Below are 24588 nucleotides of genomic sequence, written 5' to 3'. Positions count from 1 at the left end.
AAATAGCAAGAAGCCATTGGACCTTTAGAAAGTATGAATGTATTATCTTCTTGAATTATGTCTAAAAAATATCCTTTTATAGTTACTTGTTTTCCTTCTAATGCTTTTACTGCTCCTAGAAATGTTGGGTACATGAAGTAATCATCAAATTCAGCAAAGTATTTGTCTGTAAAAGTAACATTCGATAATAGTTTCCAAGAGATTTCTTGTTGACTATAACTTATAAATGCAGAGCACAAAAAAAGGAAAAGGATGCTTTTATTTCTCATTGCTTAAAATTGTTGAAATATTCATTTTTAAGAGAGGGATTAAAGTTAACACAACAGCAATTAATACCATTATTAGCATTAATTCTGCTATTTTTAATACTTCTTGTAAAGGTAAATCTTGTAAGATATTTTGTTGCAAACTAATGGATTGACTATTCATAAATACTTTTATCCCTACTTTAATTATTATAAAACCAATGGCAAAAGCCGAGCATACAATAGTTAGTGCTTCATAAACTATCATTTTTATCAACTGAAATCTAGTAGCACCATAAGTTCTCAAGATTGCCAAATCAAAAGCACGCTCTTTCATCATTTTATACAAACTCATAAAGATACTTAACGACGCAATAATTAGAATTAAATAGCCAATAATTGTAATTGTTTTGAAGCCTACACTAGTATAATTGTATAATTTATGGAGTTCATATTTGGGCAATACAGCTTGTAAATTGGTACTCTCGTTTATCTTTCTAGGAAAATTTAATAAAGCACGTTTACTTTTTAGACTTACTAATAAAGATGTTACTTCTTTATCATTATCTGCAGGATGTTGATGTGTTGTTTCTTCTTCTTCTAGTTCATCATGCTCATGCTCATCATGATGATGTACTTCCCATATACTTTCTAAAGTTGTAATTATTAAACGATCTATTACTTTTTGACTCGGTTTTAGGATTCCTACTACTATAAATTCCTCTGCATGTACTTCAATATCGTTATCTATTAAACCATGAGCACTTAAAAAAGTATCACCAATTTTTAAATTAAGTTGTTCAGCTGCAGTTGCACCTAAAACCACTTCCATTGATTTTTTTACGAATTGCCCCTGTTCTAATTGTGCCTTGTATAATTCAGGATATTGTTTGGTACTGCCTACAATTCTGAATCCTTTGTAATTATCTCCATAAGAAATTGGAATTGCCCATTTTACTAAAGGATTCTTACTAATTTTTTGTGCTTCTTGATAAGGAATATTACCAGTAGGACTGTCTAAATGCAAGACAGAAGCCAATACCAATTGTAGAGGACTGCCTTTTGCACCAATAACCAAATCGATGTTATCTAGGTTGTTTTCTATTTGATTTTTAAAAGAAAGGGCTATTTGTTTGATGCCCAATAATAGTGTAAAACTTAAAGATAATGTAAGAATACTTAAAACACTATATAGTGGTTTTGCTTTAATATTTTTAAGAGTGATGCTAAAAATATTCATAAGCTAATGGTATTTTGGAAGTCGCTTTTTACTCTAGCATCATGAGTAATTACAATTAAATGTGCTTTGGTTTGTTGTGCTTGTTTTAGTAATAATTCTATAACTTTTTTACAGTTTAAATCATCTAAACTAGATGTAGGTTCATCTGCTAAAATTACTTTGGGATGGTGAATGGCAGCCAACGCAATTCCCAGACGTTGTAACTGCCCTTCACTCAACACATGAATCTTCTTATTTTTATATGCTGATAAATCGAGTTGTTCTAAAAAACTCTCTATAACTGCATTTGATGTCTTTTTTTTGCTAAACAAAATTCTTGCTTTTAGGTTTTCTGCAACCGTTAAAGACTGAATCGCGTGTTTTTTCTGAAAAACGAATCCGATATTTTTACCTCTAAAAGCATCTAGTTGTTTATTATTTAAATTATTAATCACTCTGTTATCTATTGTAACAGTGCCACTTAAAGGTTTTAATAAACCCGCTAAAATGTGTAAAAACGTGGTTTTACCCACCCCCGACTTTCCTAAAATGAGTAGGTTTTCTTGTGCTGATAACTGTATATCAGGGAATCTGAAAACGGAATCATTTTTATTGTATTGAAAAGTTAGGTTGTTTGTTTTTATCATTTATTATTTTACAACTAATTTTTACTGTTTATGCAGGCAAAGGCCATTGATCTTGTGTAGGAAATAATTTTGTTTTCCATATTTCTATTTCTTGGTCTGTTAGTACACACTCTTGTAAAGCATCAATCATATTCTCTTTGTTTACATGTTGCCCAATAAAAACCAATTCCGTTTTACGATCACCAAAAGTAGCATCCCAATCAGATTCAATCATTTCTTTATTATCAGCAAAAGCTGCATAATTTATTCTTTCAGCAAAAGGCATTGATGCCCACCAAACTCCTGCAGAATCTGCTTTACAAGAACCTCCAGCTGAGCTCCAAAGTAAGGCTTGATTAGATCTAGAAGCCAACCAAAATAAACCTTTACTTCTAATGATGTTTTGCGGAAAAGATTGATTTAAATAATTTAAAAAGCGATCTGGGTGAAAAGGTGTTTTACTTCTGAATACAAAAGAACTAATGCCATATTCTTCTGTTTCTGGAATGTGTTCATTTTCTAATTCTTTGATCCAACCAGCAGAAGCTTCAGCTTTATCATAATCAAACAACCCAGTGTTTATTACATTTTCTAAATCTACTTTAGAATGGTTGGTGCAAATAATTTTAGCCTCAGGATTTAACTTTTGAATGATTACTTTTAGTTCCTCTATATCATTATTATAAACTAAATCCGTTTTATTTAATAATATAACATTGGCGAACTCAATTTGATCGGTTAGTAAATTTACAATGGTTCTATTATCGCCTTCTATATCAGTTAGTTCTCTAGTAGCTAAATAATCTGAACTCGAAAAATCCTTTAAAAAATTAAAAGCATCAATCACAGTAATCATGTTATCTATATAACTAAATCTGCTTAAATCGATTTTACCATCTTCACTCTCAAAAGTAAAGGTTTGAGCTACAGGAATTGGTTCGCTAATACCTGTACTTTCTATTAATAAATAATCGAATTTGTTTTGTTTAGCTAATTTTTCTACCTCTATCATTAAATCTTCACGAAGTGTACAACATATACAACCATTAGACATTTCTACTAATTTTTCTTCGGTTCTAGACAGTGTATTTTCGTTTTCTATAAATTGAGCATCAATATTTACCTCGCTCATATCATTAACGATAACAGCTACTTTTAAGCCATCTTTATTGTGCAAAACGTGATTTAATAAGGTGGTTTTACCAGCTCCTAAAAAGCCACTTAAAACAGTTACAGGTAGTTTTTTCATTTTTATGATTTTTTTTGTTTTACCTACCATGTAATTCCATATTAGGTAAGTCATTATTATTTTTTAAGTAATAGTCAAAAAAACTTTTGGTTTGTGTAAAGTATTGATTTCTAAATTCTCTTAAGCCATGCTCTGCACCTTCAAATAACATAAAACGTACAGGATGTTTGTACTCGTATAATTTATTTACAAGCTCTAAAGATTCTGAGGCTTTAACTCGCCAATCTGCACTACCATGCATGAGTAATAAAGGTGTGGTTTTACAAATTTTATCTGCCCAAAAAACAGCAGATCTGGCTTTTAATTCCTCTTCTTTATTTTGTTGATAATTAGGAATGTATTTTGCAAAAACATGTTCTTCCATTTCTGGCCTGCTTTCTAGTTGCTTAAAAGAATTTGCAGCACCAGCAAGAACAACAGCTGCTTTAAATTCGCAAGTTTTCTTTAGAGCAAGGTATGTCATCATTCCTCCTCTACTTGCCCCTTCTATACCTATTCTAGAGGTATCTGCATTATCAATTTCGTTTAGTGTTGGTAATAGATTTAAAACATCATTTATATCTTTTCCTCCAGCTTCTTCTTTACCTTGGCTACCACCATTACCTCTATATTGGCTGGCTACAACAACATATCCCCAACTGGCTAGTTTACCTAAAAAGAATCCTATACCTGTTTCATTCCAATTACCAAAATTACCTGTACCCCCTCTATTAGAAATTATACAAGGAAAATTACCTTTTTGAACGGGTTTTGCAATAAATCCCTTAATTTCTAGAGAATCAGATAAGTAAGTTATTTTGTAAAACTCAATATTTTTAAGAGAAGTAATTAATGTACTATCTGCTTTCTTAATTTTATTGAGTGTGGCATCACTTAAAATAAGTTTCTCTTTATTGATGATTTTACCATTTTGAGCTTGAGCAAATGTTACTATTAATAGCTGTATAAGTAATAAAGTAAACTTTCTTATATTATTTTTTTGCAGTTGATGCCAAGATAAAATTTTCATAAAATTTTTGTATTTAACAATTACCCCTCTATAAGATTTAACTTATTCATTTTTTCGATGAGATCTCCAGTAATTGCTACTACAGCAGGTTTTGGAATGTTATCTGCATCAAAAGGCCAAGTACTGGTTGGTTTACTTAAATCTTTTGTTTGTTCACCTGGATGTTGTACGCTTAAAAACAGTGTTTTACCATCTGGAGAAAACCAAGGACCTGTTAGTTCTGCATCTTTAGGTGCAGAGACTACACGTATTACTTTACCTGCATCTTTACCCAATCTCGGTATTACAAATAAGCTATTGTTTTTAAATGTCAAATAGGGTTTGTCTGGTCTATTCATTGAGCTCCCAGAAATGTCTGTGGTAATCCAAAGATTACCTGCCATATCAAAAGCTAAGTTATCAGGACAAGAAAAACCATTCTCTTCTCCACCTGCAATGTATGTAGAAGCTTTAAAGGTTAATGCATCAAAATTATCATTAGTTTCTTCTATTTTTAGAATAGAACCATGGAGATCTCCTTTTGGTTTGTTGTTGGTTAAAGTGATAAAAATATGCCCTGTAATTGGATCAATCTCTATATCTTCTGGTCTGTTTAAAGGTGTTGCTCCTATTAACTTAGCTGCTTCTCTTGCTCTTATTAAAACTTCAGTTTGATTTTTAAATTTTGCTTTTAATACTGGCTGATTTTCCCAATCTAAAGCCAACCATTTTCCGTTAATGGTATCTGCAACATATAAAGTACCTTCTTTTAATGAACCTGGTTTTGAAGATATAAACTTGTACAAATGCTCATCATTATGATCATCACCAGTATAAGCTACTACTCTTTTATCCTTTAGTTCGTATAGCGTGCAACATTCATGTGCAAATCTACCTATTGCAATATGTTTTTGAGCTTTACCATCTTTTGGATTGATTTCTACTACCCAACCATAATGCTCAGGAGGATAATTGTAAAATTTTTCCCAACCATAACCACTATTTCTATGGCTTTCTACATTGTTTTTATCATATTCTGTTTCGCCTAGAAAACCATCATAGTTTTCTTCACAAGTAATAAAGGTTTTCCATGGAGTAATTCCTCCTGAACAATTGGCTAAAGTTCCTTTTACACTGGTTTTTCCTTTAATTGGTGCATCCCAATTTAAGGCAATATCTGTTTGTGCAGTAATCCTTCTGTTATGAGGGTCGTTTTGAACTACTTGCCAAACTCCATTTTTTTCTTTAATTCTTACAATGCTTCCACCAACATTGTACATTTCTTTATCTACTTGGGCTTTGGTTTTTTCTTGTTGATAATTAAAATCAGAAACAAAAAACGGGTTGATATATTCATGATTTACCCATAATAATCCGTCTTTAGGATCATCATCATTAAAAGGAATAAAACATGTGTAATCATTATTAAATCCGAAGGTATCTGTATCGCTTATGGTATCTCCCCATTTGATAATGGTGTGATAATCTAATCCATTTGCCAACACTAAATCATCTTTATCAGAAGCAGGAATTCCTTTTAAAACAAAGTCTTTAAGTGTTTGTAATCTTTCTTTAGAAATTTTGTTAAAATCTTTTGTAGGTGTTGCAGTATTACCACAACTCATTAAAAATTGAGGTAATACTAACGATGCTATACTCGCTTTACCCATAAATGAAATAAACTGTCTTCTATTATAATCCATTATAATTTGTACTTAAAATTTATATTGATGTTGATTTATCCTTTTTGATTGCTTATTATTTTTAAGAATTCATTTCTTTTTTCTGTATCAGCAAAACAACCATCATATTCTATAGTTGTTGTAAAACTATCTTTATCTTTAATACCTCTAGATGACACACAAAGGTGTTTTGCAGTAATCATTACAATAACATCTTTAGTATTTAAGACTTCTTGTAGATTTTTTAAGATTTGTAAGGATAAGCGTTCTTGTACTTGTGGACGATGAGCGTAATAATCTACCAAACGATTAATTTTAGACAAGCCAATTACTTTATCTTTTGGAATGTATGCAATATTAGCGTGTCCAACAATTGGTAAAAAATGATGCTCGCAAGAAGAATCTATTGTTATATTCTGTTCTACAAGCATTTTTTTATAATTGTATTTATTTTCAAAAACCGAAAGTTTAGGTTTATTGGCAGGGTTTAACCCATAAAACAACTCTTTAACATACATTTTAGCAAAACGATATGGAGTACCAGATAAACTGTCATCAGTTAAATCTAAACCTATTTCTTCCATAATCATTTTAAAATGATACTGAATGTTTTTAATTTTTTCATCATCAGATTTATCAAAAGCATCTGCACGCAAAGGTGTTTTTATACTTGTTGAAAAATGTGCATCTCCTTCTATAATAATTTGTTCTTTATTTTTCATTAGTACAACATTTATCTGTGTTACATTGGCAATATTTTCTATTGTATAAGTGCAATGCTATTAATGAAATTGTAGGTAAATAGATAAAACTTTCACTTAAAGGAAACATACTTATTTTTTCGTTTATAATAATTACAAAAAGTATTGACCAACTTAGCCATAGTGCAGGTTTAATCCAATTTTTAGTAGTAGTTTTTGTAGATCTGAATACAGCTATAAAAGAAATTACTAAGAAAAAATAGTCGATGAACTTCCACCAAACAGGAGCTTCATTGCAACAATTGAATAAACTACTTTGTGCAAAGAAAATAAAAGGTGTTGCCACGCAATGAATTAGACAAAGTGTACTGGATATAGCACCAACACTATCTGCTTTTTGATTTGAGTATATCATTTAAAACTTGTTAATACAACTGAGTTGCAAATCTAATAATAATATTTGTTAACACAACTAAGTTGCAGTATATTTGTTTTATGGGAATTATCAGAAAAACAAAATCGGTAGAAGTATTAATGAACGAGTTTAAAAACAGTAGTTCAGCTATTTCTGCTAAGCAATTAATAAATCAATTAAGCAGTCAGTTTAATAAAACTACGATTTACAGGGTTTTAGATAAGTTGGAAGACGATGGTGTTCTGCATTCCTTTTTAGGGAAAGAAGGTATTAAATGGTATGCAAAATGTAATGGGTGTTCTACGACTGAACATAATGATTTACACCCACATTTTCAATGCTTAGACTGTGGTAAGGTAGATTGTATACCTACTACTGTTACCTTACCTAAAATACCAAATAGACAGATTGAGGTTACCCAATTATTAATACAAGGTAAATGTGAATCTTGTGTTGATTCTATTTAAAGTAAGTGTACTTAAATTTTAAAATTAATTTAATAGCTAAATATTATAAGAAGTAAAAAACAAAGTATTAATAAAAAATTATAAATATTTATTAATTAACAATTCACCAACTTTATGTGATTAGCTTTTAAAAAGAATTTTTATTAATAAACTCTAAGAACTTAGGTTTGTATTGTTCAGAAACCGTAATTCGTTGTTTGTTTATAATAATTTGACTACGTTCAATTACCTCAATATTTTTTAAAGAAACAATAAAAGAACGATGTACACGCATAAATTGAGAGCTTGGCAATTCTTGTTCTAAAGTCTTTAAGCTCATTAAGGTTAAAATGGCTTTTGGATTGTCTTTTAACCAAATTTTTATGTAATCTTTTAAGCCTTCAAAATACAAAACATCAGCTAATTTAATACGAAGTTGCTTGTATTCTGATTTTACAAAAAGAAATTCTTTTTCTTCGGATATAACAGGTTGCTTTTTACCTTTTATCAACTCAAACCAAGTATTAGCTTTGTTGGCAGCCGCTAAAAATTCAGCGTAATCAAAAGGCTTTAACAAATAATCTAAAGCCTCTACTTTAAAACCCTCTAAAGCATATTGATCAAAAGCTGTTGTAAAAATTACTCTTGTTTCTTTGGGTAACATTTTAGAAAATTCAATACCAGTTAAATCTGGCATTTGTATGTCTAAAAACAATAAATCTACAGGTTCTTGTTTAATAAATTGTAAGGCTTCTATAGCACTACTACACTTCTTTTTAAGTAATAAAAAAGGTGTTTTTTCAACATAACTTTCAACTAGATTCAAAGCCATAGGTTCATCATCTACAACAACACAAGATATTTTTAGATTGCTCATTCTTTAAATAGTTTCAATTTCTAAATTTACTACAAAACGATTAGAAATTACTTCTGTCTGAAAAATATATTTATCAGGATATAACAATTGCAAACGTTTTTCTAAATTCTGAAGACCTATACCAGAACCACTTTTATCATCCGATTTTTTAGGGAAGTTAGTATTTTCTATTGTAAATAAAACAGTCTTACTAGTACAAGTCATATTCATATTTATGTTGCTAGGTTTACTCGCAGCAACACCATGTTTAAAAGCGTTTTCTATTAAAGAAATAAATAATAAAGGTGCTATTTTAATACCTGTTTCTGTTGTTGGAAAATTATAATTGATTGTTGTTTTATCAGAAACTCGTAATTTCATTAACTCAATATACTTTTTCATAAAATCTATTTCTTTGGTTAATGAAATGGTTTCCTCATTAGTTTCATACAGCATATATCTCATTAATTTACTTAAACTATGAATCGATTTTTTAGCTTGTTCTGGAGAAAGATCTACCATTGCATAAATATTATTCAAAGAATTAAAAAAGAAATGGGGTTGTAACTGATAATGTAAATGTTGTAACTCTGATTGCAATTTAAAATTAATAGCCTCTTTACGTTCTGCTTCTGTTTTTACCCAACGTTTGGTAGTTTTAACTGCAATAGAAAATAACAAAGGTGCCATATAAGAAACCATTTGAATGTAAATAAACATTTTAAAAGGTGGTGCTGAATTACCATTACTATTAGAAGGTCTCTTTTTGGTTAACTCCTGAAAAAAGGTATCTTCTATACTTTCTTTTAAATAAATAAAGCTACTGATAAATATGATGTTAATTAACACAAACCAAAGCGTTTTTTTTGTGAATAAATATTTATCAATCAATAAAAAATAATTGAGATAAAATAAGATTGCCGAAAATACTAAAGGAATCCAGAAATGGATGATTACTCTATCTAATTCTTGTTCTTGCCCATAAGACAACAGATAAGGCATACTAAAAAGCACAAACCAAACCAATATGTGCGAGACTAATGTGATGTTTTTATTTTTAATCATAATGTTTTATTCTAATGCTTTATTAAAATGTTGTCTTATGTTTTAATGAGAATTCATTAGTTCATCTAATTTTATTCTCGATATAAATTTTACTTATTTCAGCTGTAAACTCTACTTGAATAGACAAAATTTTAATTCATAGTATAAATATAAAACAAATCCTTTTTTTTGGTATAAAGAATAGATGTTTAAAATGATTTACTATATCAATAAGGTTATTTTGTAGATGGTAATTGGGGAAGATTGATTTAAAAGTTTTTATATTTATTATTTATATGAAGACTGTTTAACTAAGGTTTATTTTAATCAATCTCTAAATATTCTGATTTTCCTCCTGTTAAATCTCCATTTAGCCAATTCCAGTTGAATTTTAATGTTAGTTTTCCGTTTGCTAATTTTTCAATGATTCCTTTAGATTTACCTGCTTTTAATTCACCCTTTGTAGTTAAACATTGATATAAGAGTTCTATTTTGTTTGTATCCTCAATCTGTTTCCCAATGATTAGTCCTTCTATAATTGAACCTCCTTTGTACTTTCCTGTTATTGTTGTCCCTTCTTGAAAATACTGAAAGAGAGTTTTATCAGAAGATAATCCGTTTTTATTTTCTAAGGTTACAAATTTTTTTTGGTCTAAGTTCAATGTTAGTTTTTTTAAGGTTATTCTAATTTAAATTATCATTTGTTATTGTTAGTTCAAATAACAAATAATTATCTGGTGTAACTTCATCATTTATTATTTCCCAATCTGTATTTTTTATTGTTGAAAATGTTAAAATAGGAGTTGTTGAACTTGTATTAGTGTCATAAAACTTTAATTCTTTTAAAACATTTTCTGGTCTTAAATATGACATATCTACTAAATCATAGAAAATTTCTGATTCTTTACTATTTATTAAAATACTTTCATTTTCTTGTTCGTTTCTATAACCATCATTCACTATAATCTCTAACTTAAGATTTGTATCGGTTTGATTATTAATATAAAATTCTGTGAATGCTATTGGTTCAGTAATAATAATATCTGAGTTTTTACAACAGAAAAGCATCAGACTAATAATAAGGATAAATATACGTTTCATTTTCTTGTTTTTATATTTTTATTCCCTTTGATATTTATAACTGCAACCTTCTATACAAATTGGTCCACTAGTTGGTGTAAGAATAAAATAATTGCCATAAAACTCTAAATTATAGGTGATAAAACCTTGTTCATTTTCGAATTCTGCACTTATCTCAGTACAATTATAATCCAAAAGTAATTCATCCTCGTTTATAGAAAAATTACCCTCAGTACATTCTGTAAATTTATTAGATGTAAATGCTTTGTTTTCTGAGAAAATAATTTCATTACCATTCTCAACATCTACCCAATATTGAGGGCCACCAGCACTAATATAAACTTCTGTTTGCACCCATTTTCCTAAGATTAAAGTTTCGTTAATAGAAATTGGCTCATTAGATTGATTACAAGCCATAAATAATATTAGAGCGCAAATTATATAATATTTGTATTTCATCGGTTTTGATTCTTTATTATATAGATGCAATTTATCTATAAGGGTTGCGTATACAAATTGTAAATCAGAAATTTAATCTTAATTGTTCGTTTTCAGACATCGAATTCCAATCTTTACAAAGTTTATCAAAATCTTGCTTCATATTTTTTATGTCTGATAGTAGCATTTCTGGAACTTTAATACCGTTCATGTTTTTAGCTTCCCAAATGATAAGCTCAATATATTCTTTAATATTTACAGCACCAGCACCAATAGCTTGAAGATTTCTAGCCATTATTTCTGATAACCAAGTTTCTGCACCAAATGTTTTTATAATTTCTTTATCAGACAATTCAACTATTGTCTTTCCGGATTTTATTTTACCATAAAATCCATTTTCTAGTTTAAACTTTTTCTCTACAATGTAATGTGCTATATCGTGATTAGGAAAATCTGGTCCAAGATTCTGACTAGTAATACTGCCGTCTTTTCTTTTACAAGAAAGTGTACTTCTATTTTTACCCTTTGTAATTATTATTTCCATAGATAAAATTAAGTACTAAAGTTAGGTAATAAATTATAGTACAAAAACAGTTTTAAACTTTTTATTAATAATCTTAGAACTAATATATTAAATTATTAAACTTTAGATAAAAAAAGCGGTTTAATGCTAATTTCATAAATAATTATTTATTTAAAAAGTAGCAAAGAATCCGCTATTGGGTAATATATAATGTAGTTTGTAATCTTTTTTAATAAAGGTTAACTTTTTAATTTACTGTTTTAAAATGGAGCAAATGAATCTTTTGGTGCATTTGCTCCATTTTCTAAAGCTTATTTTTAATTCAGTTATCTGTTTTACAAACAAGCCAAAAGTATAAAATTACTCTTTATTATATTTTATGTGTGCTATTTTCTTTTGTTCTAAAATAGTATAAAATTTTCGTGGTGATATTTTTAAATCTTTGGTTATTTCACTTACTTTTTTCTTTCCTTTTTTATACAGCTTTAAATTCTCATTTACTTTTTTATTAAAGTAATGTTTTTCGAGTTTTTCTACTACCTGTAATTCAGTCAAATTTGAGTCATTCGCATATTTTTCAATTTCAGTTTTAATGTTTGTTAAAATACTCATAAGTTTTATTTTAAAAGTTTTGCTTTAATAAATACCAACTAGTGTTAGGTAACGTTTTCATTTATCTTTTCATTCAATTTATTATTTTCTGCAAGTACTTTTTCTTGTTGCTTACCTCTTATAAAAAATGAAATACCTCCAAAGGTAAGTATAGCTCCAAAAAGTAAAGAAATGAATAATAATACTAAAATCCCTGCTACAGTAAGAAAAACTCCATAGTTTATATTCTTTTTAGGGTTTAATGATCCGTTTTGTGATCTTGAATTTCCTGCAGCATCAAGTTTTAGTTTTAGTACTCTTTTTGCCTCTTTTTCATCCTTTAAAAAGTTAATACAATTATTTTCAAATTCAGGTTTGTTATTTGTTAAAGAGCAAACTAGCCCTGTTTTAAAATCTACGTGTCTATTTTTACAAATTTTACAAAACTCAAGACATTCTTTTAATTCCATATTCATTTTTTTTATTCAATATATTATTTTTCTTTTCAATTTTTAGGTACTAAATTAATTCACCTTATTATTAATAATAAAGTACATCTGTTTTTTGTACGTTTTATAGTCTGATTAAGTTACTAAATTAGCAAATAAAACACAGATTATAAACATATCAAAATTTTAGGGAGTAAGCTTAAACCAATTAAGTATAGAGGGTATTTAGTATTTTAATGCAATTACATATTTTTAGATTCAATTATCTGTTGAATTAAATCTTTTAAATTTGTGTCTTTAAAATCTGCTTGTAAGTAATAAGGGGTATAAATTTCTTCTTTTCTTTTTATATATGCAGTGTTAAGTCCTGCCTTTTTTGCTCCAAATAAATCCCAGTCGTGAGTAGCAATCATTATAATATTTTCTGTTTTTAAGCCTTCTTGTTCTGCAGATGATAGGTAAATATCTTTAAATGGTTTGTATTTTTTAACGCTATCTACAGAGTAATAGGAGTCAAATTTGTCAATAATTCCTGAATTTGTTAATTGTTCTTTCATCATTTCTAAAGATGAATTTGAAACAGCAATAACCCGAATATTATTCTCTCTAAGAATATTTATAGCAGGTAAAACATCTTTATAAGCAGGTAATTTTTTAAATTCTCCTAATATCTCTGCTTTTGTTTTTGCATTTAAAATTTTATTATTCTCAAAAAATAGGTTTTCTAAAGCTGCATCAGCTAATTCACCAAAATTTCTATATTCTCTCATTACTCCCATAATACTAGAACTGTAAAGTAATTTTGTAAACCAATATTTTAAAACATATTTGTCATTAAAATGCTTGTAGAACTGTGTTTTTAGTAAACTTAGGTTCAATAAGGTTTCATTCATATCAAAAAAAACTGCTTTTATCATCTCTATTTTTAGTTTAAGAATGTGTTTATTTTACATTTCTTTTAGCTTGTTTTTTTACTACTTCTAACTAAAATTATGCTAAAACCAATTAATGTTAAAACATAACCGAAAATCAATCTAAAAGGTATTGGTATTATATGCCATAAAATAAGATTGGCGACTAAAATAAAAACAATCCCTATTTTTTCTTTTTTTAAATAATTTAAGCTTAAAATTAATAAACCAAGGTTAAATATTTTAGAACTAGGCCCAATTGTCATAAATGTTTTCCAAATAGATGGTACTTGAGATATATGCTTTGTAAAAGCATTACGCATTTCATTATTAGGAAAACTCCACCAAATAAAATCTAAAACACACATACCTATAATACAAACAATACCAATTAACGTTAAAGGAATACCAAACAGACTAAATATTTTTTTAGGAAAAGAAACAACTTGAGGAATTAATAAAACTACGCCTATCAACAAAAACCAATGTGCAAAATCAATAGGTTCTTGTGCATACACATAATCATTGCCTTTAGACAAAATAATTTGACCTATGAGAAAGAAAATTAATCCTATCAGAAAAGATATTCTGTAAATCATTCTATATTTATTTTATTATTTCTACTAAATCCTAAGTTTAAAAAAATATTTTTTACGATTAAAATAACCCATTTAACAAAAATATCCGAATGGAAAATATTAGCAAACCAGTACTATATTATATTTGTTTTTGTCAAAAATTATTTTTTCATTAATGCTAATTTTATTCCAAGAGCTACAAAGATTCCGCCAGTTATTTTGTCTAACCACATTTTTATTTTATAATTTTTTCTAATTTGTTCAGATAGTTTTGAGGCAAATATTGCTAAAATTAAACACCAAATTGTTCCTGTAAGTAAAAATGTAACTCCAAGGATTAAAAATGGAAGTGAACTTTCTACATAATTTGGCGCAATAAATTGTGGTAAAAATGCAAGAAAAAACAATGCTACTTTCGGATTTAGAATATTAGTTAGAATCCCAGATAAGTAGATTTTTCTATAATTCACAACTTCACTTTCATTAGTCAATTCAAATTTTTCATCTGCTTTTTTAAATATTGTTTTGAGTCCTAGAAATATCAAATAAGCTGCTCCCAAATATTTCACTATTTCAAAAGCTGTTGCAGATTTAGCAAGTATGATTGATAATCCTAAAGTTGCAAAAATGATATGAAAAATTCCTCCAGTTGATATTCCCAATGCAGATAAAATTCCAGCCTTTTTTCCTTGAGCAATACTTCTTCCAAGAATATACATTGTATCAGCTCCTGGTGTTAAATTCATTATCAATCCAGCTATTAAAAAAGCTTCAAAATTTATTATTCCGAACATAATTATATTAGTTTGTTTTATTATTACCAACTAGTGTTTATAGTTAACTATCTAAATTAATAACTATCCTCTACCCTTCCAGTTCAAGAATTTATAAAAAAAAACTATCTAGAACTTATTTCATTTTCAATCTATTTCACTAAATTTTTATTTTTACCCTAAATATAAAAGAAATCCACAGGTAAAACAGTTCAAAAAGAAAAATAAAGTTCATAATTTAAAAAACATAAGGCAGATCTAAGTACCATAATTTCTAATTATAACTTAGCTAAACATATATATTATTTTAATATGTAGTTGTAATGCGTTTTTTATTTTCATCTAGTTTTGTAACACATCATTTTTTTCATTGTCCAAGTTATAGATAAAACAATAATTAGGAAGTTTAATTTATTAAAAAAACAAAAACAATGAGAAAATTAGAAGGTAAAGTAGCTGTTATAACAGGTGGTGCAAGTGGTATTGGTTTAGCTACAGCTCAAGAATTTATTAATAACGGAGCGAAAGTGGTAATTTTTAGTAGAGGTCAAGAAGCTTTAGATGCAGCTGTAAAACAATTAGGTTCTAATAGTTATGCTGTAAAAGGTGATGTTACTAATCATTCTGATTTAGAGCGTTTATTTTCTGAAACTAAATCTAAATTTGGAGGGGTTGATACTTTATTTATCAATGTTGGTAAAGGAAAATTAGCATCAGTAGCAGATACAGACGAAGCCTTTTTTGATGATATGATGGATGTAAACTTTAAAGGAGCTTATTTTACATTACAAAAAGGAATTAAAAATTTAAATGACAATGCTTCTGTAGTGATAACGACTTCATATTTAAACGAAGTTGGTTTTGGTGGCAGTAGTTTATTAAGTGCAAGTAAAGCTGCTTTAAGATCTTTGGTACGTGTTGCCTCTGCTGAACTTGCAGATAGAGGTATACGTGTTAATGCAGTAAGTCCAGGTCCTATTGGTACACCTTTTTGGGGTAAAATAGTTTTGCCAGATGATGTACTTACTAGAGCTGCTGAAGCTATTACAGCACAAACTGCATTAAAAAAGTTTTGGAAATCCTAAAGAAGTAGCAAAAGCAGTATTGTTTTTAGCTTCAAACGATTCTTCATATATTATAGGTGAAGAAATTGCTGTACAAGGTGGTATCAACGCAATATAATTGTAATTAAAAGCCTTGTTTTATGACTTATAAAACAGGGCTTTTAAATTTTAAAACTATGACTGATTTTTTTTCAAATAACTATACAGATTTAGAGGATACAAAACTGGTGCAATTATCAATTGATGGAAACAAAAAGGCTCTACAAACTTTAATTATTCGTCACCAACTTTTTGTGTACAATTTAGCATTAAAAATGGTTGGTAATGTAGAAGATGCAGAAGACTTAACACAAGAAGTTTTTATAAAAATAATTACAGCATTATCTAAATTTGAAGGTAAAAGTAAATTCAGAACATGGCTATATCGTATTACAGTAAACCATTTTTTAAATAACAAAAAGAAAAAATCAAAAATAAAAACAGTAAATTTTGAAACTTATTTTAATTCTATATACGCTATTCCTAGTATAGATTTAAATGATCAAGAAGAAAAAGAATTTAAAGATACAATTGAAGAAATAAGAATTAATTGCACCACAGGCATGTTACTTTGTTTATCTAAAGAACAACGTATCATATATATTTTAGGCGAAATGTTTGATATAGATCATAATCTTGGCGCAGAAATTTTAGGAATTACACCAGGTAATTTTAGAATAAAGTTAATGAGAACTCGTAAAGAGTTGTATAATTGGATGAATAAAAAATGTGGATTGGTTAACACTAATAATCCATGTAGATGTTCTAAAAAACAAGAGGTTATATAAGCTAAGGAAAAGTAAACCCTGATAACTTGAAATTTAATACAAGGTATACTTCTAAAATAAGTGGGCTATCAAAAAAGAAAGCTTTAAAATTCACGAATACTGTAGATGAATTAAATAAGAAAGTATTTCAAAGTCATCCTGGACAAACACCAATGCAATCTTCAAAAATTATTAATGAAATATTAAATAACAATTTAATAAAATCAATTTTAGACCTATAAAAAGAATGTCTGAAATATTAAAAGTTTAAGTGCTATTCGTTAGTCAATAGAATACAAACCAATACAATATTTACAGATTATTGTTAGTATGCTTTTACAATTATTTTATTAAACAGTATTGTAGCAAGTTTTTTATTCAAATATTATTTCCTTTTCCGTTTTGGGAATTAAAACAATATGAAAGGGCTGACTATAAGCTAAAGTTGAAAAGTCAACTTCTTCAGTATTAACAATTATATTTTCAGAATTTTCTATCATTTCATTAATTTCTACTGTCCACCCAGTTCCTTTAAGTTCTAATATTATTGCAACTATGTAGTGAGTATCAAAATTAATTTCGTCAGTATTAAATTCATTACTAACATTTTCTATTGTATTCATTTTAGCAACTAAATTGTTCCAATCTTCGTTGTTTTTTATAATCGTTTTAGTTTCAATTATATTTTCAAATCCGCTTCCAGTTAAAGTTCCTTTTCCAATTTCTGTAAATTCAATTGAAATAGGAAATATTTCAGTTTCAGTTTCAGAGTTTGTACAACTTATTAGAATAATGAGTAAAAAAAGAATTCGTTTCATTTAAATTTTGGTTTTAATTTACGATCACGTTTATCGTCTATATTCTACTCCATTAAAAAATTTAGTTCGTTACAAGTTTTACTCGGAATAAATTCAGTTAACTCATAATCAGCTAAATTATTTATTTTAAAGGGGTCTTTATCTATAATTTTTTCCAATTCCAATTTGTTTTTAACTTTGGATAATATTATACCTCCAGTTCTTGGAATTTTCCGTCCAGAAACGAGAAAGTTGCCCAATTCATATTGCTCATTCAGAAATTCAATATGGTCGTTTATGTGTTGGTCAACTTTATCCAATTCAGTTTTATAAGTCAGATTTATTATGAACATTTTTCTCTTTAATTGCTTTATTTGGCAACTAAGTTAGTAAACATTTACGAACCCTAGAAAATTACGTAAGAGTTTTAGTATGTAAACAAAACAGAACAAAGAAATTAATTATGCACAATCTTATATCTCGTTTTCTTTTTTCCAATCGTTTTTTAGATATGCCAAAGCGTCTTCTAAAGATTTTCTTGAAGATTTTGGGTTGTAACCCAATTCTTTTCTAGATTTACTAATATCATAATCTTGTTTTAAACCATAAAACATATCTACATAATGTCTCATTAATAAAGGTTCTTTCCCTGTTAGTTTACTGCTAAATTCCATTAATCCAGCAACAGAGTACAATAAACATTTTGGTATTTTTTTAGGTGTTTTTAGTTTTAGTTCAGGATATAATTCTGAGGCTATTTTTACAGTTTCTTGTACTGTAGTATGTTCTTCGTTAGATAAAATATAACGTTCTCCATTTCTACCTTTTTGCATTGCTTGATAAGCACCAAAAGCAACATCTTTTACATCAACCCAATTTAAAGTCATGTTTGTATCTACAGGAATCTCTCCATTTAAAGCTTGATATACTAAATTATTACTGTAACTTAATTTATGAGCCTCACTTCCAATCATGGCAGAAGGCAAAATTAAAACAGTTCTAATACCATATTTTTCACCCAATTCTAAAGCTAATTTATCTGAATCGTTTTTTGAGTTATAATACCAATTTCTTCGATCTTTATTATAACCATTATCAACATTTGCAGGTAATTTTGTAAAATCTAAAGAAGCAACAGAACTTACATAAACAATGTTTTTAACACCACATTCTTTTGCCATATCAAACACATTTTGAGTTCCTTGCATATTGTTGTCATAAATTTCCTCTTTCGGATTTTTTGCCCACATACTAAAGTTTGCTGCCACAGCATATAAGTTTGTAATGCCTTCAAATGCTTTTTTAAGTGATTCTCTATCCATAAGATCTGCCTGTACAACTTCGCAATCTAAACCTTCAAAAGGTTTCGTGTTTTTTATGTTTCTTACAGTAGTTCTTACGGTTTGGTTGTTGGAAAGTAATAATCTAATTAAGTTGTTTCCTAAATGTCCTGTTCCTCCTGTTACTAATGAAATTTCGTTGCTCATAATTATTAAATTTTATTTTGAGCAAATTTCGATAGATTTTAAAAAGTTAGAAATAACATTTGTTAGAAAGCGATTTGTTTTCTAATTCGACTTAAAGATTGAGGTTCCATTCCTAAAAAAGAAGCGATATTATCAATAGATACATTCAAAGCTAAATTTGGATACTGATTCAAAAACTTTTGATAACGCTCTTTAGCTGATAAAATTTGAAAGTCTTTAACACGTTCTAATTTACAATTTAAATGTTCATTGGTTACTTCTTTTACAAATATTGCCCAAAATTTTGTTTCCTTTTGTAAAATATCAAAATCAGGTTTGGATATTTTTAGAACTCTAGACGCTGTGATCGTTTCATAATAATCTAATGAAGGTGTTTCTGTCATAAAACTATCTAAAGAAGTAAAAAAATCTTGTTCTGTTACAAGATGCTGTACAATAATCTTTCCATCAATATTTTGATATCCTTTTACAATTCCAGTATCTAAGAAATAAATATATCGCTCCACTTTTCCTGCTTCTAAAAGATTAGTTTGAGCTGGAACTTCTTCAGAAACACAATGTTTTTTGATTAAATCTATATCATTTTGAGTTAAATTAACCCTAGATTGTATATAATTAATTAGATTTTCCATTTTGTTTATCGTCTAAGAATAGTATCAGAATTAGAGTTTTATTACACTTTATACAAATATACTTACTTCGAATTTAGCACAAAAACCACTGTTATTTTATATATTGTTACTTACTGGCTTTTCTTATTACATTTTCGGCTTGTACTACATGTCTTTCATTATGAGCAATAATAAACCTAAAAGTGTCTCCTAATTTTAATTTTATTAGTTTTGATATACTAATTGCTGTTTTCGTATTGGCGAAGTTTATATTTTTAGATTTTTCAATTAATTCAAGAAATTCTTTTTGTTGACTAATAAACCTATCAATAACACTTTTATTTAAACTGCTACCTAAAGGATTTTTATCTTTAAATGTCTTCATCTTATTCAATTTCTTTTTTGGAAGCATTGTTTTGACAAAGTAGTTTCCAATTATTCCGCTTTTAAACGTTTCACTTGGTTTTGAATGGCTTGTTTCAATATTTTTTCTTATTTCAGGATTATAAAAATCCCCATATAGATTTAAGTGTTCAATACATTCCAAAACACTCCAGTTCTCAGAATTTTCTCTATAGTTTAATTCTTTTTCAGATAGTTCTCTAAATTTCTCAACCTTATTGATGTTAATTCTTGTTTTTTCAATTAACTCTGCTATCAATTCTATTGTTTTAAACTTCATAATTATATTTTCCTACAAAAGTCAAGTCTTTTTAAACCATAAACATTGATTGTAATCAAGATTTTTTAATCCTAGATAAAGTTTCTGGTGTCATTCTTAAATAGTCAGCAATATATTTGTTAGGAATTTCTTGAAATAGTTGAGGACTTCTTTTAAATACTCGTTTATACCTTTCAATTGGTGATGAAGTTAAAATATCTTTTTCTCTTTCTAATTGTTGTAAAATTAATTGTTCCAATATTTTAGTCCAAACATTTTGAAATTCAGGATTAGAATTAATTAAATCTTTAAATCTTTTTTTTGTAATGACTTTTAAATTCGTTTTTTTTATTGCTTGAATGTAAAAATCAGATGGTTTTTCAGATATAAAACTGTCAAGAGAAACTATAAAATTATTTTGGTAACCAAATCGAATAGTGCGTTCTTCATACTCACCAATTAAATAGATTCTTAAACTTCCTTTTATGATAAAATAGAGGTTAGTATCAATACTACCTTTTACTTTTAAATACTCATTTCTGCTTATTTCTATTTCTTTCTCCCACAGATTATTAGTTTCAATAGCTTCAATTAATAATTGTGTTTCTTTCATTTTAGTTGGATGTACTTTTTCGTTTGTAGGTAAGGTATTTTAAGCACTAAAGTTAGCAAATAAATTACAGATAGAAAGTCTTAGAGAAGTTTAGTATTAGGCTAAAACTAGTGATAAATTATTTATGGCTTAAGTTCATTTTTTATTTTCCAATCATTATGTTGTACTCTTTTGGTATTTCTATTCCATTGAATCCATTTGTGAGTCCAAAAAGTATAACCAAAGTCAAAATTATCCCAATAATCAAAATTCCATATGATTGTTTGATTGTGTCAATTCCAAATATTTTACTTTTCATTTTTATCGAATGAACTGCAGATATATGTCCAAAAAACGAAATAATAGCAAGTCCATAATATGGAATAAAAAATAAATTTAAAGGAAATGTATTTAGTCCTGCAACTGCGAAATAAATGTTAGTATCTAATTCTAAAATCAATCTGCCAGATAAAACCGCATATAAATGTATTATCAGAAAAACAGCAAGATAAAGACCAGTCCAAATTTGTAACCTTTCGAAAAAGTTAGATTCCTTCTTCCTTTTTTTAAAGAATAATCTTATTCCTGAAATAATTTGAATTCCAACTGCGACTAGTAATATAGTTTCTACAATTATATTTCTATAAACAACTCTTAAATCGTTCATTAGTTCAATATGTGCATTTACTCCATAAAGGCTGTAAATATGATTAAACAAGTGTAATCCAACAAATAATGAAATCGTAATTCCAGAGAAATAGTGTAATCTTTTTAGGTTCATTTTTCAGTTTTTATAAATGACTATAATTAATTACTTCATTTTTAGTCAATCTATTTCAGGAAAATTCAGGTATTAAATTTTTGCTAACGTTTAGTTTAAGAAGCTTATTGCAGGTGATAAGCGATACATTTCTGTTTGTTACTAAGCCAAATATAATATTTTGATTTTATCTTTTTTGTTGAAAATACCAAATTTTATAGTTGGCTACTTTGTAAATAAGCACAGACCTAAAGCAAAGCCTAAACCGCCTTATATTTTTTATACATTTTTAGGAGCTATCTTTTTTATTTATAATTTTTCATTAATAGCTTTTCTCCAAAAGTAAATCCCAAAAATACAGGTCACAATTGCAAACATAATTCCGTTTTCTCCCAGCCAATGTTCCGTTTCTTCATTTTTAATTGTTAATTCAGGTAATATTTTTTGAATATACACATTGCTTACTGCGTGAAAAATTACTGCCGGCCACAGGCTTTTAGATTTAAAAGTATAATATGTCATAATAAATGACATTGACACAATAACAACATAAAATGTCGCTAGTTCTAAAAGTACATTTTGTCCATAATATACAATTAATGGCCAATGCCAAGATGCCCATATTATTCCACTAAAGACTGAAACTCCAGTAAAGGAAAGAACCTTTTTTAACTCATAAATAAAGAAACCTCTCCATCCAATTTCTTCTCCTAAAGTCGTTGCAGATGCTCTTACAACTTCAATAGTACCTATTAATAATACAGCTATAATTACTGAAGATGTTGTATTTAAAGTACCAATTCCAACCAATCCAAGTTCTTTAACCCACTCAGAAATCACTTCCTTATTAGCTATACTACCAAACCCAAAAATCCAGATTAACAAATAAGTTAGTAATCCATATAAAGCAGGAATAAAATAAGATAATCGAATATATTTCCAATTTCCCCAATTCCAATTTAGAGAAGAAATAGACCTTTTTTTTATTTTTAATGTAATTATTGTTGCTATCGCTGGACACCACATTAAACCTCCAATATATATTCGTGAAGGATATAAATTAACTATTGCATAATGAAATAGAGAACTTATAATTGTAACAATAGCGAGGAAAATAAAGATTGTATTCCAAGCTTCTTTTCGTTCTGTTAATTTTTTTTGCATTTGAACTTTCTGATTGGTTTGTTAATTGAAGACGAAAAGTTAGTGTTTTTGTTACATTACATCAAACGTGTTTATAGATGGTTTTTTGCGTTAATTAAGCTCTAAATGTAGCAAATAAAACACAGACAGAAAGTCTGCGAGGACATTCATATATTATCTGAAACCAAGCAATTAATTATACAAGGTGTTACCAAACGTATTTGTTGATATCATCAACTTCGAAATCATTCCTATTGATTAATATATTTTAACCCTTCGTATAAAGCTACCAATGGTACAGAGCGATGGTTTTCTTTTTCAAAATATTCTATTTCGATATTTAGAGGTTTATCCGATTTCTTTATTATTAAAGTATAGAGAGAGTCGTGTCTTTGTTTATTTCTTTCGTAATTAGCCTCTCCTTGATTGGCAGTAGCTATATAAAGTTTTTTATCTAATGATATTGAGGAAATAGAATCAACTTTGTTTTTCATCATCTCCTCATTCCACCAAATACTTGGGTCTATAGAAATGTAAGCATTGAATACGCTATTTTCATCCATATAGGAATTTAGTGTAAGTAGGCCTCCTAAAGAGTGCCCAACAAGAGTTCTAAATGGTTCTGTCTTATACTTTTTATCAATATAAGGTATTAGTTCTTTCTCAATGAAATTCAAAAAATTCCTTCCACCTCCCATATTATTCGGTCGTTTGGTCTTAATTTTTGTAACTGTAAAATCTCGCTCTCTGTCAACATTCTCTATGGCTATAATAATACTTTCAGGCATTAAATTGTTTCGATTCCTATTAGAACTCATAAAATGTACTATTCCAGATGCTGTTTTAAAATGAGTATATCCATCCAGTAATATGATAACTGGATATTTTTTATCAACTTCAGATGAATTATTGTATGAATCAGGAAGACTTATTAAACAGGTTCTTTCTTCATCTAAAATATTAGATTTAATAACAAACTTACTTCCTACTATAATATCTGTTTCATTCTGTCCAAATATGGTTTGTACTCCTGAAAGAAGAATATATAAAATTACAAATGTCAAATTTTTCATAGTTTGCTTTATATGTTTGGTAACGTCTTTGTATAAGGCTTGTTGCATTTTGGTTTAGTATAAAGTTAGCAAATAATTTCTGAACAGAAAGTCCGCTTTTGCCAGCAATTTTTATTACACGGTGCTAGCTACTGTTTTATTTAATTTTATAAACTTCAATTGCCATATTATGTGTATTTTTTTTATTATCTACAGGTATTTGCGTCGTAATTATATCAACCATATCTTTTCCAGCTTTATCATTTTCGATTACTCTGGATTCAGTCATTATTCCTAATAGTTGGTTGTCTTTAAAGTTAATTAGTTTAAATTTTATTTCATTACTAGCTTTGGATTCAAATGTCTGGAAATAAAAACTATCTTTCGATTTTTGAAAAACAGAAAGACTCAAAGTTTTCATTTCATTAATATTTTTAGAATTTAAATCATTTTCAGAATAATATCTAAATGTTCCCTCATAAATATCTGTATTTTCTGTTTTTTTAAGGTTTAATTCATAAAAGCGACTTTTTGTTGAATCTAGTTTTCCATTCTTATAAGTTTTATATTGATTGAGAATTGTATCTTTTTCTTTAGTTAAATAAACTTCTATAATTTCCTTAATATTATTTGGATATTTATATTCAATCCAAATTCTTTTATATTTTTCATTATTTATTTTTTCACTGTAATGCTTTTTTTTGATTGTCTTTTTTCGTTATTTGAACAAGAACTTATTCCAATTAACACAAGTAATATTAAAATCTGAATGTTTTTCATAAATGTCTTGTCCTGAAATAT

The 24588-nt window shown here is 27.9% G+C and carries 33 protein-coding genes and 1 pseudogene; 5 read left to right on the top strand and 29 right to left on the bottom strand.

The window, feature by feature from the left end; all coding sequences use genetic code 11:
- From KO506_RS14985 to KO506_RS14950, 8 genes and pseudogenes are all read right to left on the bottom strand, one after another.
- Positions 1-269 (bottom strand): annotated as a pseudogene (locus KO506_RS14985) (hypothetical protein); the annotation flags it as partial.
- Positions 259-1485: an ABC transporter permease gene (locus KO506_RS14980; protein ID WP_215995735.1), complete on the bottom strand. Its 1227-nt coding sequence runs from the start codon at positions 1483-1485 to the stop codon at positions 259-261. The pseudogene KO506_RS14985 and the gene KO506_RS14980, both read right to left, overlap by 11 nt.
- Entirely contained in the window at positions 1482-2111 is a 630-nt protein-coding gene (locus KO506_RS14975) for an ABC transporter ATP-binding protein (protein WP_215995734.1), read from the bottom strand. The genes KO506_RS14980 and KO506_RS14975 overlap by 4 nt, the downstream gene beginning before the upstream one ends.
- A 28-nt stretch (positions 2112-2139) precedes the next feature.
- Complete coding sequence (locus tag KO506_RS14970) at positions 2140-3339, bottom strand: GTP-binding protein (RefSeq protein ID WP_215995733.1); 1200 nt, start codon at positions 3337-3339, stop codon at positions 2140-2142.
- A gap of 19 nt (positions 3340-3358) precedes the next feature.
- Positions 3359-4348 (bottom strand): alpha/beta hydrolase family protein, encoded by a 990-nt coding sequence (locus KO506_RS14965; protein WP_215995732.1) that lies wholly within the window; start codon positions 4346-4348, stop codon positions 3359-3361.
- 20 nt (positions 4349-4368) lie between these two features.
- The gene (locus tag KO506_RS14960; protein WP_215995731.1) at positions 4369-6030 is read right to left on the bottom strand and encodes a PhoX family protein; all 1662 of its coding nucleotides are present in this window, start codon (positions 6028-6030) and stop codon (positions 4369-4371) included.
- 35 nt (positions 6031-6065) lie between these two features.
- Positions 6066-6731: a GTP cyclohydrolase I FolE gene (folE, locus tag KO506_RS14955; RefSeq protein WP_215995730.1), complete on the bottom strand. Its 666-nt coding sequence runs from the start codon at positions 6729-6731 to the stop codon at positions 6066-6068.
- Complete coding sequence (locus tag KO506_RS14950; protein WP_215995729.1) at positions 6721-7125, bottom strand: MerC domain-containing protein; 405 nt, start codon at positions 7123-7125, stop codon at positions 6721-6723. The genes folE and KO506_RS14950 overlap by 11 nt, the downstream gene beginning before the upstream one ends.
- A 62-nt stretch (positions 7126-7187) precedes the next feature.
- Here KO506_RS14950 and KO506_RS14945 point away from each other — a divergent pair, with 62 nt between their 5' ends.
- A complete protein-coding gene (locus KO506_RS14945; RefSeq protein WP_252726887.1) occupies positions 7188-7592 on the top strand; it encodes a Fur family transcriptional regulator in 405 nt (134 codons plus the stop codon).
- Positions 7593-7719: 127 nt separating this feature from the next.
- On the opposite strand, the gene KO506_RS14940 is transcribed toward KO506_RS14945, so the two are convergent.
- The 11 genes from KO506_RS14940 to KO506_RS14890 all read right to left on the bottom strand — a co-directional run bounded on the left by KO506_RS14940 (position 7720) and on the right by KO506_RS14890 (position 14787).
- Positions 7720-8448, bottom strand: a complete 729-nt coding sequence (locus KO506_RS14940) for a LytR/AlgR family response regulator transcription factor (RefSeq protein ID WP_215995728.1) — start codon at positions 8446-8448, stop codon at positions 7720-7722.
- 3 nt (positions 8449-8451) lie between these two features.
- A complete protein-coding gene (locus KO506_RS14935; RefSeq protein ID WP_252726886.1) occupies positions 8452-9492 on the bottom strand; it encodes a sensor histidine kinase in 1041 nt (346 codons plus the stop codon).
- A 302-nt stretch (positions 9493-9794) separates the two neighbouring features.
- Positions 9795-10133 (bottom strand): hypothetical protein, encoded by a 339-nt coding sequence (locus KO506_RS14930; RefSeq protein ID WP_215995727.1) that lies wholly within the window; start codon positions 10131-10133, stop codon positions 9795-9797.
- Positions 10134-10155: 22 nt separating this feature from the next.
- Positions 10156-10572 (bottom strand): hypothetical protein, encoded by a 417-nt coding sequence (locus tag KO506_RS14925; protein WP_215995726.1) that lies wholly within the window; start codon positions 10570-10572, stop codon positions 10156-10158.
- A gap of 18 nt (positions 10573-10590) precedes the next feature.
- Positions 10591-10968, bottom strand: coding sequence for a hypothetical protein (locus KO506_RS14920; RefSeq protein WP_215995725.1), 378 nt, complete (start codon positions 10966-10968; stop codon positions 10591-10593).
- Positions 10969-11074: 106 nt separating this feature from the next.
- Complete coding sequence (locus tag KO506_RS14915) at positions 11075-11533, bottom strand: hypothetical protein (protein WP_215995724.1); 459 nt, start codon at positions 11531-11533, stop codon at positions 11075-11077.
- 339 nt (positions 11534-11872) lie between these two features.
- On the bottom strand, positions 11873-12124 hold the full coding sequence (locus tag KO506_RS14910; protein WP_215995723.1) for a hypothetical protein: 252 nt from the start codon (positions 12122-12124) through the stop codon (positions 11873-11875).
- 44 nt (positions 12125-12168) lie between these two features.
- Positions 12169-12573 (bottom strand): hypothetical protein, encoded by a 405-nt coding sequence (locus tag KO506_RS14905; RefSeq protein WP_215995722.1) that lies wholly within the window; start codon positions 12571-12573, stop codon positions 12169-12171.
- Positions 12574-12794: 221 nt separating this feature from the next.
- Positions 12795-13469, bottom strand: a complete 675-nt coding sequence (locus tag KO506_RS14900) for a haloacid dehalogenase type II (protein ID WP_215995721.1) — start codon at positions 13467-13469, stop codon at positions 12795-12797.
- A 41-nt stretch (positions 13470-13510) separates the two neighbouring features.
- The gene (locus KO506_RS14895) at positions 13511-14062 is read right to left on the bottom strand and encodes a hypothetical protein (RefSeq protein ID WP_215995720.1); all 552 of its coding nucleotides are present in this window, start codon (positions 14060-14062) and stop codon (positions 13511-13513) included.
- A gap of 140 nt (positions 14063-14202) precedes the next feature.
- Positions 14203-14787, bottom strand: a complete 585-nt coding sequence (locus tag KO506_RS14890; protein ID WP_252726885.1) for a LysE family translocator — start codon at positions 14785-14787, stop codon at positions 14203-14205.
- Between the two features lie 458 nt (positions 14788-15245).
- Here KO506_RS14890 and KO506_RS14885 point away from each other — a divergent pair, with 458 nt between their 5' ends.
- Genes KO506_RS14885 through KO506_RS14870 form a run of 4 tightly spaced genes read left to right on the top strand, consistent with a single transcriptional unit; the run spans position 15246 to position 16926 of the window.
- Positions 15246-15899: an SDR family NAD(P)-dependent oxidoreductase gene (locus KO506_RS14885; RefSeq protein WP_215995718.1), complete on the top strand. Its 654-nt coding sequence runs from the start codon at positions 15246-15248 to the stop codon at positions 15897-15899.
- Positions 15900-15918: 19 nt separating this feature from the next.
- Complete coding sequence (locus KO506_RS17220) at positions 15919-15996, top strand: hypothetical protein (protein WP_215995738.1); 78 nt, start codon at positions 15919-15921, stop codon at positions 15994-15996.
- 58 nt (positions 15997-16054) lie between these two features.
- Positions 16055-16705, top strand: a complete 651-nt coding sequence (locus KO506_RS14875; RefSeq protein WP_215995717.1) for an RNA polymerase sigma factor — start codon at positions 16055-16057, stop codon at positions 16703-16705.
- 26 nt (positions 16706-16731) lie between these two features.
- Positions 16732-16926 carry a hypothetical protein gene (locus KO506_RS14870; protein WP_215995716.1) on the top strand — a complete coding sequence of 65 codons (195 nt, stop codon included), beginning with the start codon at positions 16732-16734 and terminating at the stop codon, positions 16924-16926.
- 132 nt (positions 16927-17058) lie between these two features.
- Here the strand turns inward: KO506_RS14870 and KO506_RS14865 are convergent, their stop codons facing one another.
- The 10 genes from KO506_RS14865 to KO506_RS14820 all read right to left on the bottom strand — a co-directional run bounded on the left by KO506_RS14865 (position 17059) and on the right by KO506_RS14820 (position 24208).
- Positions 17059-17502, bottom strand: a complete 444-nt coding sequence (locus tag KO506_RS14865; RefSeq protein ID WP_215995715.1) for a hypothetical protein — start codon at positions 17500-17502, stop codon at positions 17059-17061.
- Between the two features lie 44 nt (positions 17503-17546).
- Positions 17547-17834, bottom strand: a complete 288-nt coding sequence (locus KO506_RS14860) for a YciI family protein (protein ID WP_215995714.1) — start codon at positions 17832-17834, stop codon at positions 17547-17549.
- Between the two features lie 120 nt (positions 17835-17954).
- Positions 17955-18968 carry an NAD-dependent epimerase/dehydratase family protein gene (locus KO506_RS14855; protein ID WP_215995713.1) on the bottom strand — a complete coding sequence of 338 codons (1014 nt, stop codon included), beginning with the start codon at positions 18966-18968 and terminating at the stop codon, positions 17955-17957.
- A gap of 62 nt (positions 18969-19030) precedes the next feature.
- Positions 19031-19600: a Crp/Fnr family transcriptional regulator gene (locus tag KO506_RS14850; protein WP_215995712.1), complete on the bottom strand. Its 570-nt coding sequence runs from the start codon at positions 19598-19600 to the stop codon at positions 19031-19033.
- 106 nt (positions 19601-19706) lie between these two features.
- Positions 19707-20261 (bottom strand): DinB family protein, encoded by a 555-nt coding sequence (locus KO506_RS14845; RefSeq protein WP_215995711.1) that lies wholly within the window; start codon positions 20259-20261, stop codon positions 19707-19709.
- A 55-nt stretch (positions 20262-20316) separates the two neighbouring features.
- Positions 20317-20853 (bottom strand): Crp/Fnr family transcriptional regulator, encoded by a 537-nt coding sequence (locus KO506_RS14840; RefSeq protein WP_215995710.1) that lies wholly within the window; start codon positions 20851-20853, stop codon positions 20317-20319.
- Positions 20854-20995: 142 nt separating this feature from the next.
- Complete coding sequence (locus tag KO506_RS14835; RefSeq protein WP_215995709.1) at positions 20996-21613, bottom strand: hypothetical protein; 618 nt, start codon at positions 21611-21613, stop codon at positions 20996-20998.
- A gap of 288 nt (positions 21614-21901) precedes the next feature.
- Positions 21902-22756 carry a CPBP family intramembrane glutamic endopeptidase gene (locus KO506_RS14830; protein ID WP_252726883.1) on the bottom strand — a complete coding sequence of 285 codons (855 nt, stop codon included), beginning with the start codon at positions 22754-22756 and terminating at the stop codon, positions 21902-21904.
- A gap of 230 nt (positions 22757-22986) precedes the next feature.
- Positions 22987-23856 carry an alpha/beta hydrolase gene (locus KO506_RS14825; RefSeq protein WP_252726882.1) on the bottom strand — a complete coding sequence of 290 codons (870 nt, stop codon included), beginning with the start codon at positions 23854-23856 and terminating at the stop codon, positions 22987-22989.
- Positions 23857-23944: 88 nt separating this feature from the next.
- The gene (locus KO506_RS14820) at positions 23945-24208 is read right to left on the bottom strand and encodes a hypothetical protein (protein ID WP_215995708.1); all 264 of its coding nucleotides are present in this window, start codon (positions 24206-24208) and stop codon (positions 23945-23947) included.
- Between the last annotated feature and the right edge of the window lie 380 nt (positions 24209-24588).

Origin of the sequence: Polaribacter vadi (assembly GCF_018861005.1) — a bacterium.
Classification (GTDB): domain Bacteria; phylum Bacteroidota; class Bacteroidia; order Flavobacteriales; family Flavobacteriaceae; genus Polaribacter; species Polaribacter vadi_A.
The sequence above is the reverse complement of the archived record's forward strand: the minus strand, read 5'-3'. Positions and strand labels throughout refer to the sequence as shown.

Coding starts and splice junctions, on each gene's coding strand:
- KO506_RS14980 (WP_215995735.1), bottom strand. CDS start 1,485: ATGAATATTTTTAGCATCACTCTTAAAAATATTAAAGCAAAACCACTA.
- KO506_RS14975 (WP_215995734.1), bottom strand. CDS start 2,111: ATGATAAAAACAAACAACCTAACTTTTCAATACAATAAAAATGATTCC.
- KO506_RS14970 (WP_215995733.1), bottom strand. CDS start 3,339: ATGAAAAAACTACCTGTAACTGTTTTAAGTGGCTTTTTAGGAGCTGGT.
- KO506_RS14965 (WP_215995732.1), bottom strand. CDS start 4,348: ATGAAAATTTTATCTTGGCATCAACTGCAAAAAAATAATATAAGAAAG.
- KO506_RS14960 (WP_215995731.1), bottom strand. CDS start 6,030: ATGGATTATAATAGAAGACAGTTTATTTCATTTATGGGTAAAGCGAGT.
- folE (WP_215995730.1), bottom strand. CDS start 6,731: ATGAAAAATAAAGAACAAATTATTATAGAAGGAGATGCACATTTTTCA.
- KO506_RS14950 (WP_215995729.1), bottom strand. CDS start 7,125: ATGATATACTCAAATCAAAAAGCAGATAGTGTTGGTGCTATATCCAGT.
- KO506_RS14940 (WP_215995728.1), bottom strand. CDS start 8,448: ATGAGCAATCTAAAAATATCTTGTGTTGTTGTAGATGATGAACCTATG.
- KO506_RS14935 (WP_252726886.1), bottom strand. CDS start 9,492: ATGATTAAAAATAAAAACATCACATTAGTCTCGCACATATTGGTTTGG.
- KO506_RS14925 (WP_215995726.1), bottom strand. CDS start 10,572: ATGAAACGTATATTTATCCTTATTATTAGTCTGATGCTTTTCTGTTGT.
- KO506_RS14920 (WP_215995725.1), bottom strand. CDS start 10,968: ATGGCTTGTAATCAATCTAATGAGCCAATTTCTATTAACGAAACTTTA.
- KO506_RS14915 (WP_215995724.1), bottom strand. CDS start 11,533: ATGGAAATAATAATTACAAAGGGTAAAAATAGAAGTACACTTTCTTGT.
- KO506_RS14910 (WP_215995723.1), bottom strand. CDS start 12,124: ATGAGTATTTTAACAAACATTAAAACTGAAATTGAAAAATATGCGAAT.
- KO506_RS14905 (WP_215995722.1), bottom strand. CDS start 12,573: ATGGAATTAAAAGAATGTCTTGAGTTTTGTAAAATTTGTAAAAATAGA.
- KO506_RS14900 (WP_215995721.1), bottom strand. CDS start 13,469: ATGATAAAAGCAGTTTTTTTTGATATGAATGAAACCTTATTGAACCTA.
- KO506_RS14895 (WP_215995720.1), bottom strand. CDS start 14,062: ATGATTTACAGAATATCTTTTCTGATAGGATTAATTTTCTTTCTCATA.
- KO506_RS14890 (WP_252726885.1), bottom strand. CDS start 14,787: ATGAATTTAACACCAGGAGCTGATACAATGTATATTCTTGGAAGAAGT.
- KO506_RS14885 (WP_215995718.1), top strand. CDS start 15,246: ATGAGAAAATTAGAAGGTAAAGTAGCTGTTATAACAGGTGGTGCAAGT.
- KO506_RS14875 (WP_215995717.1), top strand. CDS start 16,055: ATGACTGATTTTTTTTCAAATAACTATACAGATTTAGAGGATACAAAA.
- KO506_RS14865 (WP_215995715.1), bottom strand. CDS start 17,502: ATGAAACGAATTCTTTTTTTACTCATTATTCTAATAAGTTGTACAAAC.
- KO506_RS14860 (WP_215995714.1), bottom strand. CDS start 17,834: ATGTTCATAATAAATCTGACTTATAAAACTGAATTGGATAAAGTTGAC.
- KO506_RS14855 (WP_215995713.1), bottom strand. CDS start 18,968: ATGAGCAACGAAATTTCATTAGTAACAGGAGGAACAGGACATTTAGGA.
- KO506_RS14850 (WP_215995712.1), bottom strand. CDS start 19,600: ATGGAAAATCTAATTAATTATATACAATCTAGGGTTAATTTAACTCAA.
- KO506_RS14845 (WP_215995711.1), bottom strand. CDS start 20,261: ATGAAGTTTAAAACAATAGAATTGATAGCAGAGTTAATTGAAAAAACA.
- KO506_RS14840 (WP_215995710.1), bottom strand. CDS start 20,853: ATGAAAGAAACACAATTATTAATTGAAGCTATTGAAACTAATAATCTG.
- KO506_RS14835 (WP_215995709.1), bottom strand. CDS start 21,613: ATGAACCTAAAAAGATTACACTATTTCTCTGGAATTACGATTTCATTA.
- KO506_RS14830 (WP_252726883.1), bottom strand. CDS start 22,756: ATGCAAAAAAAATTAACAGAACGAAAAGAAGCTTGGAATACAATCTTT.
- KO506_RS14825 (WP_252726882.1), bottom strand. CDS start 23,856: ATGCAACAAGCCTTATACAAAGACGTTACCAAACATATAAAGCAAACT.
- KO506_RS14820 (WP_215995708.1), bottom strand. CDS start 24,208: ATGAAAACTTTGAGTCTTTCTGTTTTTCAAAAATCGAAAGATAGTTTT.